A 15870-nucleotide genomic window follows, 5' to 3' on the forward strand; every position below is an offset into this window, starting at 1 on the left:
CTGGCCGAACGTCGATGAGCTTCGTACCGGTATAGGTCATGAGCACAGACCGCAACGCGGCTGAGGCTCGCGGCGTGTAGGCCATGACGGCCACGAGGCTGCCTATAGTGATATCCCCGTCAATAGCCTGGAAAGCGCCATAACCGAGAAGGGCGCCCAGGACCAATCCGTTGATGATTTCGTTTGGAAAATTGAGCACCAGATCGTGGAGAGCCGATCCCCGCATCTTGAGCCGGGTGTGTCTTTCAAATAGCCCTCCGCTTTTCCGCCTTGCATGGGCCTCCCCGTTAAACAGGCGTATCGTTCGAAACGCGCTGACCATCTCGTAGAGAAAACTCTCAGCGGCTTTGCTCTGTTCGTTCGATTGACGGTCCATCTCTTTCGAGTACCTGGACAGAAATCGCGTGGCGAGATACGTCGATGGCAGGGCGACACAGAAAATCACCGCGAGTTCGACATTCAGCAGGAATACCATGGCCAGCGTTCCCGCCAGCATGATCGAACTTGAAAAGACTGGGAGCAGTTCCTGCGCGATATAGAGCTCGCCAATCCGGCCGGTATCTCTCGTCACGCGAAAAACGATGTTCCCCCTGGGAATTCTGTCCAGGGCGTCCAGCCTGACATGCAACAGATGGGCAAGGACCTCCTTGCGCAGGGCGAGGGTTACCCATGCTCCGATGCGGACCCGCAGATGTCCCTGGAAGTAGGTGAAACCGATCGCCACCAGGGGCGTGGCGACCATGGCCGCCAGCAGTCTCCACGCCAGCGTCGTATCTGACTCCGGAATCGCCGTGTCGAAGAGCATCTTGAAGAACAAAGGCTGGATCAGCATGACGGCCGACCCCGCGAGCATCAGGGCAACCACCGCAACGATGGCGTATTTGCGATGGAACAGCGCTTCCCGCACGAAATGGGATGTACGTCTCCCTGAATCGGATTCCCGGTCTGCCCGTTCGTTTTCCCGATCGTTCGAAACCATGTTCTCGCTCTCCGCTGGTCGACGTGGCGTTCGGTATGACTCGCTCTTGTACTTGATGATGTTCCATTTCCGGCGGCACACAAACAGGCAAAGCCCCCGGCAGTTAGTACCACCGGGGGCCTGGTCCTGCTTGCTTCGATACCGATCGCCTATCTAACCCTGGCTCGAGCCTCCCAGGATATCCTCGAGTTCATTCACGAAGACCTCGAGTTCATCGGGCTTGCCGATGGTTACCCGCAGGTGGTTGCCGAGGAGATCGATTTCCCGGGTACGGTATCCGGAACCGCTCCGAACCATGACGCCGCGCCTGAACAGTGCGCCGGACATCCGGCGGCTGTCGCGCCCGACGTTCACGATCATGTAGTTACCGTGACTCGGCGTGTATTCCAGTCCCAGACGGTCGAACTCGGCGGACAGGTAGTCCTTGCCGTCGTTCACGACCGACAGTGTACGGTCGACGAATTCATCGTCGTCAATGGCCGCAAGCGCCGCGTGCATGCCCAGCGTGCTCAAACCCCCGCCGAAGAATCCCATGTGCGCCATCAGCATATCCATCATGCGCTGGCCGCCGACGGCGTAACCGATGCGCATGCCGGCCAGGCCGTAGATCTTGGAAAAGGTACGGGCGACCACCACGTTTTCCCGCTCCAGGGCGAGTTTGACGGCATCCTGGTAGTTCGGGTCGCGAACGAAGTGAATATAGGCTTCGTCGATGAGCACGATGGCCTGCTCGGGCGCCGCATCCACCAGCGACACCAGTTCGTCGTAGGGCACGATCGTTCCGGTGGGATTGTTGGGATTGGTGACGACGATCAGGGACGTTTTCGGGGTGATGGCCGCTTTCATGGCGCCGAGATCATGTACGAAATCACCCGTAGTCGGCACGCGGACGACACTGACGTCCTTCCCCATCATCTGAAAACTCTGAAAGCCCCGGGCGACCGATCCGTATCCCGGTACCGCCTCGATGCATTCTCCGCCGTTGCCCGCGGCGATGACGGCGAGCGCTTGAAGAATGGGACCGGAACCCGGCGTGACCATGACTCGGTTCAACTCACGAAAACGCATGAACGACCGCATGTCTTCAAAACTCAGTTCGAAACCCTCGACGCCCGGGACATCGTGCATCTTGTTGAGGCGGACGGGCAGGTCCACACCGAAATCGTACCGGTTGATCTTGTGCAGGTTCTCGGCGATGGCCGCGACCGCGCGCGGGGATGCGCCGAGGGGATTCTCATTGGAACCGATATTGACCCGGCCCGGCTCGACGCCGTATCCGCGGACGTCGCCGGCCTTCTTCCCGGTCGCCATCGCCTGCGCGATGTCCCACGCAGAGCCGGTGGCCACGGCGCCGGCGCCAAGCAAGGCGCCCTTCATGAACCGCCGCCGCGTAAAGCCGTTTTTAAGTGCACTCGCGAAACCCATGATCATGCCTCCACAGTTAAAAGTGACCAATACACGTTCTGAAGCTCGAACCTGCTACCTGATATTCAGCCTGGCCATCTGGGTGACGATGTAGTCCGCGCAGCGGAAGGCCAGCGCCTGAATCGTCAGCGTCGGGTTGCTCTTGCCGCTGGTGACGAAAGACGATCCGTCCACGATGAACAGGTTGTCCACGTCGTGGGCCTGGTTGAACTTGTTGACCACCGACGTCGCCGGATCGTTGCCCATACGGCAGGTGCCCATGAGATGGGCGTCGCCGCGGGGGACGAAGTTCGGCGAGGCCACGACCCCGTGGGCGCCGGCGGCATCGAGCAGTTCCCGGGCGCGTTCACGGAAGAAGTCCCCGAGTTTATGTTCGTTGGGATGCACGTTGTAGGTCACGCGCGGGACGGGAAGGCCCCACTTGTCCTTCACGTCGGGGTCGAGGTCGATCGTATTGGATTCCTGAGACATGGACTGCATGCTGGTGAGGGCGACCATGTACCGGGTGTAATTGTCCATGATCCACTTCTTGCGCCGGGCGCCCCACCTGCGCAACCGCGGCATGTTCAGGTTGGCGAAGGAAATGGTCTCGCCGTCGCCCCGAGGTTCGACTACGCCCCCGCCGAAGAAACCGTACTTGTCCGGGTCCGGGTCGTAGAAATCCTGGATGATCCGGGAGTCCATGACGCCCTTGTACTCGTTCAGGTCCTTCTCGAAGAAGCCCCGGGCGGACTGGTAGTAGTTGAACATCAGGTGCTTGCCTACCTTGCCGCTGCTGTTGGCCAGGCCGTCCGGAAAGAGATTGGACTTCGACATGAGCAGCAGGCGCGGAGTATGGACGCCGTTGCAGCACACGATCACCGCGCGGGCCTCCAGCCGGTGCTCGCGCAGGTCCTTGTCTAGGTAGATGACCCCTTCCGCCCTGCCGTCTTCATCGACCACGATCTCCCGCACGCAGGCATCGGCACGGATCTGGCAGTTGCCCGTCCGCAGCGCTTGCGGAATCATGGTGACCAGCATGCTGGACCGTGCCTGGATGGTACAGACGTAGCTTTCGCAGAACCCGCAGTTCATGACCGGCGACCGGCCGCCGTATTCCCGCGAGTTGATGGCCAGGGGCGCCGGATAGGAATGCCAGCCGAGTTTCCGGGCGGCCAGGTCGGCCAGGGCGCCCGAACTGGTCCGCGGAACGGGTGGCATGGGATAGGGCCGGCGGCGCGGCGGATCGAATGGATTGGCGCCGGCCAGACCCGATATGCCCACCTCGTATTCGGCCTTCTCGTAGTAGTGCTCCAGGTCCCAGTAGTCAATGGGCCAGTCCTGCACGTCGGCGCCGTCCAGGTCGCCGTAGAGGCTTCGCTCCTTGAAATCGTTCTCGTGAAGCCGCCATGAAATGCCCGTGTAGTGGAGCGTGCTGCCGCCGACCGTGCTCTGCATGTGGATCCCGTGATCCTCGGCGGCCTGCTCATCCGCCGACTGCCGGTACGTATTGGGCTGGTCGTGGCGGTAGATGTTGGGATGGTCAGGATTGTTGCTGGCGGGATGCATCGCCTGAAGCTCGTCCTGGTCGAAATGGCGGGTCTTAAGAAAAGATCCCATTTCCATGGCGACCACGCGCAGTCCCTTCGTGCTCAATTCCTTCGCCAGGACCGCGCCCGCGGCACCGGTACCGATGATGATCACGTCCGGCCGTCGTATGTTTGGATTGGGTAGGGACATGGAGGCTTAGGAGCTACTCCTCGCCGATGATCCGGCTCTTCATGGGACCGTCGTAGGGTTTCCATTCGGGATATTCGGTTTCGGGAATGGTCATGTCGAATTCGCTGAAAGGGGGATCGTAGCCAAAGGGCGCCCGGCCCGGAAACCGGATCAGCTTCCAGCCGGTCTCGCGGTAGTTGCCGCCATACGACGGATCGCTGAACATGCCTTCCATGGTATGGGTAACCACCGTGCGCAGGAAGTCCCGGGCGCCCATGGGGGCGTCCTCCGGCCAGGTCCCGGGAGACCTCGGGCGGTCCATGCCCATCAGCGCCCGACGTTGTGTCCTTGCGTCCAGGTCCAGGAAAGGTGCTTCGTGCGCATTCAGGCAGTACTGATCGAAAGCGGCCAGGCCCGATTCATACGTCTCCCTGTATTCGGCCCTGTGTGCGCCCAGCGCCCGGTCGATATAGACGACTACCCGGGCTTCCGCCGCACCCGGACCGTTGTCGTCGGACGGCATGATCATACGGGTCAGCGCGTCGACGGTACGTCCCTTGTGCGCGTCCAGGTGCCGCCATTCGTGTTCGAAGGGTGGTGCTTCCTGGGCGTCCAGCGCGCCGGTACGGGACAGCACGCCGAGGGTGATCACACCCCCGGTCGCCTGTGCCGTGCTGGCGATAAACGACCGGCGGGAATAGCGCGTCTTCGTCATGGTATCCAGACTCCGGAATCCCGGCAGTTTTCAGGTTCGAACGCACATCAGGAATGTATACACAATCCAGGCCGGTATATTCAAACTATCCGCTCCAAAAATACGGATGGACACCGGGTTGACAACAGAATTCGTCCGCGCGAAAATCGGCGGGCAAAGAAGTTGACGGCGATACCCGCGAATCTATATTCATGTAGCATGGATATTTTGAAACCGCCGGCATTGAAACCGGGCGATACTGTCGGGATCGTCGCACCGGCCAGCCGCTCCGCCCTGCCGAGCGCCCTGAAGAACGGCCGCCGGTCGATAGAAGCCCTTGGATACCGCACGGTGACCGCCCCACACCTGGCGGACCGTCACGGATTCCTGGCCGGCAGGGACGCCGACCGCATGGACGACCTCCAGGCCATGTTCGCCGACCCGGAAATCCAGGCAATCGTTTGTCTTCGCGGGGGGTACGGTTCCGTCCGCATGCTGCCCCACCTGGATTTCGACGTTATCCGCACCCATCCGAAGGTCTTTGTCGGCTACAGCGACATCACGGCCCTCCACGGGGCGATACAACAGCATACGGGACTGGTCACCTTCTGGGGCCCCATGGTCTCTTCCGACATGAGCCCCGTTTTTCAACCCTTTAACCGGGATGCCTTTGTGAAGGCGATTGCCGGAACCGATCCCGTCGGTGAGATTCCGCACCCCGAAGACATGCCGCCGGTGCAGACCCTGTGCGGCGGCCGGGCCAGCGGCCCGCTGATCGGGGGTACGCTTTCGCTGCTCTCGGCCGCCGTGGGAACTCCCTATGAATTCGACTACGAGGGCGCCGTCCTGTTCTTCGAGGATGTGGGCGAAGAGCCCCACCGCATCGACCGGATGCTCACGCAACTGCTGCAGGCGGACCGGCTGAACCGGGTCTCCGGCATCGTGATCGGCGAATGCGCCGGGTGTGGCAGCGCGCCGCACAACCCCGCGTTCCCCTACGGCAGTTTCAGTATCGAGGAAGTGTTCATCGACCGGCTGCAACCCCTCGGAATCCCGGTAATCTACGGTCTGGGCATTGGCCACGGCACGTACAAGGCGACGCTGCCCCTCGGTGTGCGGGCCTCGATTGACGGGGATGCCGGCACCCTCACAATCGAAGAATCGGGCGTCATTTAACCTTTCCGTCCGATCCGGACTCCCGGCGAGTGCCGGTTTCGCACAAACAGGTACCTCCATGGCCATTCACATTTTGCTGGACGTACCCCTGCCGGACTCGGTAATGAAACTCGTCGATGACGGGTACCTGTTTCATATGCTCGACGACCTGGCCGATGGAGACCCAAGGTGGCGCCTCGTCGACGCCTATCTCACCTATGGCCATCCCCCCACGGACGGGGAGGTGATGGACCGCATGCCGAACCTGAAGGTCATCAGCAATTTCGGAGTAGGCGTCGATCATATCGACACGGAAGCGGCCCGCAAGCGCGGGATTCCGGTGGGAAATACGCCCCACATGCTCGACGGCGCTACGGCGGACATGACCTTTACCCTCCTGATGGCGGCGGCACGGCGCGTCGTCGTGGGCGACCGGTTCGCCCGGAGCCCCGGGTTCACTCATTACGACCCCAGCATTCTTCACGGACACGAAGTGCATGGGAGCACCATCGGCATCATCGGCATGGGAAGCATCGGGAAGCAAGTCGCCCGGCGGGCGGGCGGGTTCGACATGGAGATCGTCTATCACAACCGGAAGCCTGACCCGGATGACCACCTCTATCGTGCCCGGTATGTCTCGCTGGAGGCGCTACTCGAGATCTCGGATTTCGTGACGTTGAACTGCCCGCTCACAGAGGAGACGCGGGAACTGATCAACAGAGCCGCGTTGCGGCGAATGAAAAAGACCGCCATCCTGATCAATCTGGCCCGGGGCGCCGTAGTGGATCATGACGCCCTCCACCATGCCCTGAGTAACGGCTGGATCGCCGCGGCCGCTTTGGACGTCACCGAACCGGAGCCCCTGCCGCGGGATCACCCCCTGCTTGAACTGGACAACCTGGTGATCGCGCCGCATCTGGGCAGCGCGACCACGCGCACACGCGACGCGATGGCTCGGAGGACGGTCGAGAACCTTAAGGCGGGACTCGCCGGTCAGCCCCTTACGAGCTTCGTCGCCTGAGGCCTTCTTGTATTCCTTCGCGCCGCTCGATCGACGGGTCGCCATTATCGACCTGGGTTCCAACACGGCCCGGCTCATGATCGCCCAGTTCACGCGGGACCGGGTCTTCAAGATCACCGACGAAGTCAGCAGGCGGGTCCGCCTGGGTGAAGGCATCGCCGGAGGCAGGCGGCTTCGCGCCGCGGCGCGGTCCCGAGCGCTGGACGCCGTCCGCATGTTCAAGTCGTTCTGTGACGCGCAGGGGATAGACCACATACTGCCCGTGGCCACCGCGGCGGTGCGGGACGCTGGGAACGGCGCCATTTTCCTCGAGGAGATCGCCCGCGGCACCGGTCTGAACTTCCGGCTGATCAGCGGCGAAGAAGAGGCGTTTTACAGCACCGTGGGCGTGATCAACAGCCTGGGCCTGTTCGACGGAATCATCCTGGACGTCGGCGGCGGCAGCGCGGAAATCGGGTTGATCCGGGACGGCGGGTTCGCGAAAGGGGCGACCACGCCCTTCGGTACGGTCAGGACCACGGAGACCTACTTTCCCGGGCTGGAGGTTACCACGGGACAGACTAAGCGACTCGACGCGGACATCGACCAGGCGCTGGATGACATCGGATGGCTGAAGACCCGGGGAACGGCACGGATCGCCGGCGTAGGGGGCGTCGTCCGCGCCCTGGTCCGCATCGACCGGATGGAACGCAAGTACCCCCTCGGGCTCGTTCACGGTTACGAACTGAAACGGCGACGGCTGGAAAAACTGATAGATCGCATCGCGTCCATCCCCGTCACCGAACGGTCTCGGCGGATCCCCGGGTTGCAGAAGGAAAGAGAGGATATCATCCTGGCGGGCGCCATGATCGTGGCCGGTGTGATGCGGAAGACCGGCGCGCGGAAACTGACCGTGAGCGGCCAGGGCCTGCGTGAGGGGCTGTTCTTCGAAGAGGCGTTCAAGTTCTCGTCAAAACCGGACAGTATCGGCCGATTGCGCCGGTTCACGATCCTGAACCTGGCGCGGCTGTACGGTTACGAGGGTGCCCACACCGGTCACGTCGCCCGTTTGTCGCTCTCCATGTTCGATCAGCTCCGGGGAATACACGGTTACGGCGAATACGAACGGGAGTACCTGTGGGCCGCGGCCATGCTGCACGACATCGGCACGGTGATCGATTATTACGACCATCACAAGCACTCGGCCTATATCATCCTGAACGCCGGCCTGCCCGGATTCGACCACCGGGAAATCGTGATCATCGCATGGCTCTGCCTCAATCACCGGCGCGGCAAGCCGAGCTTCTCCCGGTACCAGACCCTTTTGAAGAAGGAAGAACGGACCATGGTGTACCGGCTGTCATCGCTGCTCAGGCTGTCCGAATACCTGGACCGCAGCCGGTCGCAGATCGTCGAGGACATCAAGCTGGAGACCGGGGGCAGGAAGGTGCGCATGGAGGTCGTTCCGAAGGACGGCCGGGACGTCACCGTCGAGTTGTCTGAAGCAAGAAACCGCGTGCAGCTCTTTGAAGAGTGCTTCGGCAGGCGGCTCGAAATCGAACTGGACGGGAGATCCGCTAAATGACGCTGAGCGTCGGACAAATACGGTTTTTCGACGATTTCGGGTACCTCGTCCTTCCGGGACTCCTGCGCGAGGAGATTCCCTGGATCTCCGAGGAATTCGAGCAGGTGTTCCGTGAGGCCGGCATCGTGCACGACGGAACCGTCCGGTCGAGCGTGGGGCGCTTCATCGAACACAGCGCACGACTCTGTACGTTGCTCGACCACCCTGGTGTCGACGCGTTACTGTCGGGCCTGTTGGGGGAGGACTATAACTACCTGGGCAGCGGCGGCGAGTTGTACGTAGGGGACGGCATGTGGCATCCGGACTGCCACGGTGACCCGGTGCGCCAGGTCAAATGGGCGATGTATCTCGATCCCCTGACCCCTGAGACCGGCGCGCTCAGATTCGTGCCGGGTTCCCACCGGCAGGGATGGCAGGGCAATCTCGATACCCATGCGCTTTGGGGGATCGGCATGGAGGAGGTCCCCTGCGTCGCTCCGCATAACCGGCCCGGCGACGTCATCGTGTTCAACCAGATGACCCTGCACAATGCCCTGGGCGGAGGAAACCGCCGCCGCATGCTGAACATCCTGGCCTGTTCGTCCTGCCGCTCGGAGGCCGAACTCGCCTTTCTCCGGCGCAGGCTTCCGGCCGATCGCAGCGAACTCAAGTGGGAACTGATGCGCAAGACGGCGACGCCGGAGCGGATGCGTCACCTGGATCAACCATGGCAGATACTGGCCTGAAGGGCATCGACCGGAACCTGACCCGATACGGCGACACGGAGTTCAGCCGCTATCTGCGGCGGGCGTTCCTGTCTTCCGCGGGCTATGACGGCGAAGACCTCAACCGCCCAATCATCGGCGTCGCGGACACGTCATCGGACTACAACACCTGTCACCGGGATATGCCGGCCCTTGTGGAAGGCGTCCGGCGCGGGATCACCCAGGCCGGAGGTCTCGCCCTGGTCTTCCCCACCATCTCGCTGGCCGAAACGCTGCTTTCGCCCACGTCCATGCTCTTTCGCAATCTGATGGCCATGGGCACGGAGGAAATGATCCAGTCGCAGCCGATGGACGGCGTCGTGCTGCTCGGGGGTTGCGACAAGACCGTGCCGGCCCAGTTGATGGCCGCTGTTTCGGCCGGCCTGCCGGCGATCTCGCTGGTGACCGGCGCCATGCGCACGGGAAGCTGGCAGGGCGAACGGCTCGGCGCCTGCACGGATTGCCGGCGGTACTGGCTCCGGCACCGGGCGGGCGAAATCGACGGGGAGGAAATCGGCGAAATCGAACAGTCCCTGTGCCCCACGGGCGGTACGTGCATGGTCATGGGAACCGCCTCCACCATGGCCTGCCTCACGGCGACGCTGGGTTTGATGCTGCCCGGCGGCGCCACGCCGCTCTCCGGATCGGGCGACCGTCTCCGGCAGGCGGTGAAGACGGGCCGGCGCGTCGTGGAACTGGCCCGGTGCGGCACGGGTCCGAGCAAATACCTCACCCAGGCGTCATTCCGCAACGCGTCGGTCGTGCTCGCGGCGCTGGGCGGGTCCACCAACGCCGTGATCCACCTCATCGCCATTGCCCGACGCGCCGGCGTCCCCCTTACACTGGAAGACCTCCACGAGGCGGCGAGGAATACGCCCGTGCTGGTGAACTGCAAGCCCGTGGGCACGGGATACATGGAGGACTTCCACAAGGCCGGCGGCCTTCCCGTATTGTGGAAAGCCCTGGTATCCAAACTGGATCTCGATGCCATGAACGTGAACGGCGCTTCGCTCGGAAAGATCCTGGAGGACACGCCCCCACCGGCCGACTGGCAGGATACCATAGGCACCCTGGAAGCACCCGTCGGTCCGGCCGGCGCCCTGGTCGTTCTGCGCGGCAGCCTGGCGCCCGACGGGGCCTTGATCAAACGGGCCGCTGCCGCGCTAGACCGCCAGCGCCACCGGGGCCCGGCTGCCGTGTTCGAATCCCCCGACGACGTGGCCGCGCGCATCGACGACCCGAAACTGGGGCTGACTCCCGATCACGTACTCGTACTGCGGAACGCCGGTCCCGTGGCCATGGGCATGCCCGAAGCCGGGTCGCTGCCCATTCCGGCCTACCTGGCTCGAAAAGGGGTCACGGACATGGTGCGTGTTTCCGATGCGCGAATGAGCGGCACGGCCTACGGTACAGTCGTGCTGCACTGTTGCCCCGAGGCTGCGGTCGGCGGTCCTTTAGCCCTCGTCCGGGACGGCGACCTGATCGAACTCGACGTGGAAGACCGGCGACTCGATCTCTGCGTGCCGGCGGAAGAGCTGGCCCGTCGGAAGGCCGGTCATGTCCCTCCCCCAACGCCCGAACGGGGCTGGCGCCGGTTGTACGCCGAACACGTCCTGCCCGCCCACCTGGGCGCCGACCTGGATTTTCTTTGAGAAAGGAATGCTGACATGACAGATATCCGGCTTGATCTGAAGCTGCGTCGCCAGCAGCTGGTGCGTGACAACGGCTTTGCCGCGTGGAATACGATCACGACGGAAGCTCGCTGGGAGCCGGAACGCACAGCGCTCGTACTCTGCGACGTGTGGGATTCCCACTGGTGCCGCGGCGCGGTCGAGCGACTGAATGCGCTGACACCGCAGATGAACGAGGTCACGGCCGCCTGCCGGTCCCGCGGCGTCCTGATCGTGCACGCCCCATCCGATACCCTTGATTACTACCGGGATACGCCCGCACGGAAAAGAGCCGAGTCCGTGCCGACCGTGGATACACCACCCGACCTCGATCTCCCGGACCCGCCGCTTCCCGTGGATGCCTCCGACGAAGGCGCGGATACGGGTGAAACGGAGACCTTCCGCGCCTGGTCCCGGCAGCATCCGGACATCACCATAGACCAGGAAAGCGACCTGATGTCCGACAGCGGCGCACGGATCTACGCCTGTTTCCGGCATTACGGAATCCGCAACATGCTGATGATGGGGGTGCATACCAACATGTGCATCCTGCACCGGACCTTCGGCATTAAGCAGATGGTCCGCTGGGGCGTTCCCGTGGCGCTGGTCCGCGATCTCACAGACGCCATGTACAATCCCGCCATGCCTCCCTATGTAAGTCATGATGAAGGCACCCGCCTGGTGGTTTCTTTCATCGAGAAGCACTGGTGTCCCACCGTGCACAGTTCGGATCTCCAGCCGTGAACCCGAGGATCGGAACAGGCGGCAGGTCGGCATGGATATGGGCCCATACATGCGGACACATCCGGTTTCGGATCCGGTTGAACGGCCCGGTCTCCAGGTGATGCCATGAAACGTGCACTCGACGTACTGTCCGTTGGGGACGCCAACCTCGACGTCTGGATGCGGGTGCCACGCCATCCCGATCGGCGCACGGGCGACGTTCGGGGAACCGGCGTCGTCGGCGATGCGAGTCATGTCGGACCGGGTGGCGCGGCAGCCAACGTGGCGCTGGGTGTTGCCCGGTTGGGCGGTCGCGCGGGCTTCGTCGGCGCAGTCGGCGACGACGCGCCGGGCGTTCAGTTCGCGGATCGCATGCGGTCCGGCGGCGTGGATGTATCGCATCTCCACGTCATGGCAGGACAGCCGACTTCCCTGGCCTGCATGTTCGAGACGCCCGACGGCGAATATGAATTCTATGTGTGTCCGGGCCCAAGGACCATACCGGCCCACTGCCTGGCCCGCGATTTTGTCCGGACGGCACGCATCCTCTACCTTACCGGTCATGTTCTGACCGAAGACGAATCGACCTGTCGGAACATGCTCGACGCGATGGCCGTCGCGCGCGAGAGCAACTGTACGGTCGCCTTTGGCCCGGGCAAGTACTGGCTGAATCCCGCGTTGGAATCCCACGTGCACGAGGCCTTGAAGCACACGGACCTCATCATTTCAAACGATTTGGAAGCAGAACAGATCACCGGCCGAAAATCACTCCGGGACGCCGCAGGCAAGCTGCTTGATGCGGGCATTGGGATTGTGGCCGTTACGCTGGGTGGCCGCGGCAGCCTGTTGGCCGCCGGAGACCGCATGATTGAGCAGCCTGCCTACCCCTCCGGAACCGGGTCCATGGTCGGCGCCGGAGACGCTTTCGCCAGCGGACTGCTTTACAGTTTTCTATTGAAGGAGAGTCTGGAAGAAATGGCGGCTTTCGCCAATGCTGCTGCAGCCATCAAGATCGGAACGCCCGGCGCGTCGGAGGGCATGCCCGGGGCGGATGAGGTAAGGGCGTTTATTCGGGAGAACGCATAGCCTGATCAGGACAACCGGCCTATTTTCTGCTACCGGCATAAAATGGCAGTTTCACCACTTCGGCGGCGATGTGCCTGCCACGGATGCCAATGGCCAGACCCGTCCCGCGTTCCGCCAACTCAACGGGCACGAAACCCGTGCCGATACCATGGCCCAGCGTGGGCGAAATAGCACCGCTGACGACCCGGCCGACCGGGACCTGGTCGTGAAGGATCTCATAGCCCTGCCGGGGTATCCCCCGTTCGAGCAACTTCAGTCCGACCAGCTTCCGTTCCACGCCATCACGCCGAACCGCCTGCAGGGCGTTCCGGCCGATGAAATCCGGTTTCTTCAGCTTGACCGTCCACCCCAGGCCGGCTTCGATCGGATTGATCGATTCGTCGATCTCGTGCCCGTAGAGCGCGAGTCCGGCTTCCAGGCGCAGGGTATCTCTAGCCCCGAGTCCGCACGGTTTCAAGCCCCTAGAAGCACCGGATTCCAGCAGCAGGTCCCATAAGGTGCCCGCATGCTCCGTCGGATACCAGATCTCGAAGCCGTCCTCGCCCGTGTATCCGGTTCGAAATACCCGTGCATCGATGCCACCGACACGGGTTTCGACAAAATCCTGAAACCTGAGAGAATCCAGCCCGACTTCCGCCAGCGGATCGAGTATCTGCTCGCTCAAGGGCCCCTGTAGCGCGATGAGCACGCTCTCGCTGCTCAGGTCCCGGATTTCGACGTCGTACGCGACGGCATGGCGGCGGAACCAGTCCAGGTCCTTTTCCCGGTTACCCGCGTTGGGAACGACCAGCAACCGGTCCGGCAGGCGGTATACCAGGAAGTCATCGATAACGCCGCCGTCGGCCCGGCAGGCCAGGGTATACTGGGACCGATAGGGCTTTAGCTTCTCGACGTCATTGACCGTGATGTGATTGGCAAAGGCAACGGCGTCCGGTCCGGATATCTCGACACGGCCCATGTGGGAAACGTCGAAGAGACCGGCCGCCATGCGGACCGCGTGGTGTTCGGCCAGAATCCCCTCGTACTGGACCGGCATCTCCCATCCGCTGAAAGGCACCAACCTCGCACCCAGCGCCTGGTGGCGGTCATAAAGCGCGGTTTTTAGATGTTCCGCCATGCGGCGCTCCCCCTTGCAAGGTCCTAGTTTTCACCCCTCGCATTAAACGCCGTGGCTTCCTTTGGTGTCAACACAAAAACGAGATACGTGATACGGCTCCGACTGATTGAACAGGCGGCATCGAAGGTCCTATCACCCGAATCACCATCATCAGAAGGAGTTCCCTATCATGATTCGAAAGCACCATCTAGCCACTGCCTTTCTATGCCTCGGTTTCGCGGGGAATGCCGCGGGTGCGGGCATCGTCATTTCCGAGGTATTGGCCGATCCCCATTCGGAATCCACAGGAGAGTTCGTCGAACTATACAACGCGGGAAACGAACCGGTGGATCTCGAAGGTTGGTTACTCGGCGATTCGAGGGATGTGAACGACACGATTACAGACTTCACCGGTCCTCATGACGCCGGCCTCGCGGGAACGGTGCTGGAGCCGGGTGCTTTCGCGCTGGTCGTCGATCCGGACTACGAAGGCGAATATAACGATCGGATCATGGCTGAGGGTGATCCCACGCGTCTTTTGATCCTGACGATCAAGGGAGACCGGACACTGGGCAATGGACTCGGGAACAGTGGAGACCTGGTCTTCCTGAAAAGAGACGATGTTACGATCGACCAGTTCGCATGGACCGAATCGGCGGGCGGCAACGGTATCTCGTGGGAGCGGCCGCGATACGACCTTCCCGTGGAGGAGTCCAATCTATTGCCGTCTACCCACCCCGACGGATCCACTCCGGGGTTCCGAAGCAGCACGGCGAGCGACCCTCCTCCCACACCCGTGCCGGAGGAGCCCCAGCAGCCCGGGGAGCCCGAGGAACCGGAGGAACCCCAGGAGCCCCAGGAACCGGAGGAGCCCCAGGAGCCCACGCGGCCCGAGGAACCTACACTACCGGAGGAACCCGCGCAGCCCAAGGAACCTACACAACCGGAGGAACTCGAAGAACCGGCGGAACCCACTGAGCCGGAAGAGCCCGAAGCGCCAGTGACGCCGGCGATGCCAGAGGAACCCGCACAGCCGGAGGAACCAGAGGAACCCATGTCGCCTCACGACTCCGGAAGCTCGCTGGAAAACGTTGTGATCAATGAAATCATGTTCAACCCCGGCCCCAACGGGACCGAATGGATTGAGTTGCACAACAGGGGGAGCGACACAGTCAACCTTGCTGGCGGTGCGCTGCGGCTGGATCACGTGGAGCGTGCGCGCCTCATCTCCCCGGGCGATCTCACCATCGAAGGCCAGGGATACCTCGTCATCGCCCATGATGCCGTCCTGTTCCGGGAAACGCATCCCGGTTTCGGCGGAACCGTGGTGGAAGCGACGGGCGGCTGGGAAAGGCTTCGGAACAGCGGTGCAAGGATCTGGCTGCTGGACGCAATGGGCACACCCGTCCACGATGCAGAATACGACGAGGCTTCGAACCCCGTTCCGGGTCGATCCGTGGAACTGGTCAATCCGGACTTCGATCCACCGGTCTGGGGACCCTCCGCCGATGCGAACGGCAGTACGCCGGGCCGGCGGAACGCACTCTATGTATCCCGCATACCGGACGGCATCTCGGTACATATAAGCAACAACCCATTCTCCCCCGATGGCGATAACTACGAAGACGTCTGCCTGGTGACGGTCGACCTGCCCGCGTCCCACGGTATACTTCACGCCATGGTTTTCGATATCCAGGGTCGGTTTCTCAAAACGCTCATCGATCAGGCGACGGTAGCAAGCCGGCATGTCTTTACCTGGAACGGAACGGATCAGTACGGACGAGGGTTGCCCGCCGGTCCATATATTCTATACTTGGAACAGATGCTCCCCACACTCGACAGGTTGACTGCTTCCAGGCACCTGGTCGTAATCGCCGCTTCGCCATGAACGCCGCTTCGCCATAGGTGGCGGGATTTCGCCGTGAAAGGTCGGATATTGTACTTGACACGGAGCCCTGGTCTTCCTTGATTTACGGTGGCTTCACGCAGCATCGCTCCAGGCCGCCCTGAGCATGA

General features: G+C 62.5%; 13 protein-coding genes. 8 read left to right on the forward strand and 5 right to left on the reverse strand.

Features of this window, described 5'->3' with window-relative positions; translation table 11 throughout:
• From OXH56_12635 to OXH56_12650, 4 genes are all read right to left on the reverse strand, one after another.
• Positions 1-979: ABC transporter ATP-binding protein (locus tag OXH56_12635; protein MCY3556153.1), on the reverse strand; the 979-nt coding region annotated here is incomplete at its 3' end.
• Positions 980-1132: 153 nt separating this feature from the next.
• Positions 1133-2404: a histidinol-phosphate transaminase gene (locus OXH56_12640; GenBank protein ID MCY3556154.1), complete on the reverse strand. Its 1272-nt coding sequence runs from the start codon at positions 2402-2404 to the stop codon at positions 1133-1135.
• A gap of 54 nt (positions 2405-2458) precedes the next feature.
• Positions 2459-4123: a GMC family oxidoreductase gene (locus OXH56_12645; GenBank protein MCY3556155.1), complete on the reverse strand. Its 1665-nt coding sequence runs from the start codon at positions 4121-4123 to the stop codon at positions 2459-2461.
• A gap of 13 nt (positions 4124-4136) precedes the next feature.
• Positions 4137-4817, reverse strand: coding sequence for a gluconate 2-dehydrogenase subunit 3 family protein (locus tag OXH56_12650; GenBank protein ID MCY3556156.1), 681 nt, complete (start codon positions 4815-4817; stop codon positions 4137-4139).
• A 198-nt stretch (positions 4818-5015) separates the two neighbouring features.
• On the opposite strand from OXH56_12650, the gene OXH56_12655 reads away from it, so the two are divergent.
• The 7 genes from OXH56_12655 (at position 5016) to OXH56_12685 (ending at position 12758) form a co-directional block, all read left to right on the forward strand.
• Positions 5016-5972 carry an LD-carboxypeptidase gene (locus OXH56_12655; GenBank protein ID MCY3556157.1) on the forward strand — a complete coding sequence of 319 codons (957 nt, stop codon included), beginning with the start codon at positions 5016-5018 and terminating at the stop codon, positions 5970-5972.
• 58 nt (positions 5973-6030) lie between these two features.
• Complete coding sequence (locus tag OXH56_12660) at positions 6031-6972, forward strand: D-glycerate dehydrogenase (protein ID MCY3556158.1); 942 nt, start codon at positions 6031-6033, stop codon at positions 6970-6972.
• A 7-nt stretch (positions 6973-6979) separates the two neighbouring features.
• Positions 6980-8536: a Ppx/GppA phosphatase family protein gene (locus OXH56_12665; GenBank protein MCY3556159.1), complete on the forward strand. Its 1557-nt coding sequence runs from the start codon at positions 6980-6982 to the stop codon at positions 8534-8536.
• Positions 8533-9261: a phytanoyl-CoA dioxygenase family protein gene (locus OXH56_12670; protein ID MCY3556160.1), complete on the forward strand. Its 729-nt coding sequence runs from the start codon at positions 8533-8535 to the stop codon at positions 9259-9261. The genes OXH56_12665 and OXH56_12670 overlap by 4 nt, the downstream gene beginning before the upstream one ends.
• A complete protein-coding gene (locus OXH56_12675; GenBank protein ID MCY3556161.1) occupies positions 9243-10931 on the forward strand; it encodes a dihydroxy-acid dehydratase in 1689 nt (562 codons plus the stop codon). Before OXH56_12670 ends, OXH56_12675 begins: the two co-directional genes overlap by 19 nt.
• A 15-nt stretch (positions 10932-10946) precedes the next feature.
• Entirely contained in the window at positions 10947-11693 is a 747-nt protein-coding gene (locus tag OXH56_12680) for an isochorismatase (protein MCY3556162.1), read from the forward strand.
• Positions 11694-11798: 105 nt separating this feature from the next.
• Positions 11799-12758 (forward strand): carbohydrate kinase family protein, encoded by a 960-nt coding sequence (locus OXH56_12685; GenBank protein MCY3556163.1) that lies wholly within the window; start codon positions 11799-11801, stop codon positions 12756-12758.
• 19 nt (positions 12759-12777) lie between these two features.
• Here OXH56_12685 and gcvT read toward each other — a convergent pair whose 3' ends face one another.
• Complete coding sequence (gcvT, locus tag OXH56_12690; protein MCY3556164.1) at positions 12778-13875, reverse strand: glycine cleavage system aminomethyltransferase GcvT; 1098 nt, start codon at positions 13873-13875, stop codon at positions 12778-12780.
• 169 nt (positions 13876-14044) lie between these two features.
• Between gcvT and OXH56_12695 the strand changes: the two genes are divergently transcribed.
• Positions 14045-15742, forward strand: a complete 1698-nt coding sequence (locus OXH56_12695) for a lamin tail domain-containing protein (GenBank protein MCY3556165.1) — start codon at positions 14045-14047, stop codon at positions 15740-15742.
• Positions 15743-15870 lie beyond the last annotated feature (128 nt).

The sequence above is a fragment of the Gemmatimonadota bacterium genome, from assembly GCA_026702745.1.
Lineage (GTDB): Bacteria > JAAXHH01 > JAAXHH01 > JAAXHH01 > JAAXHH01 > JAAXHH01.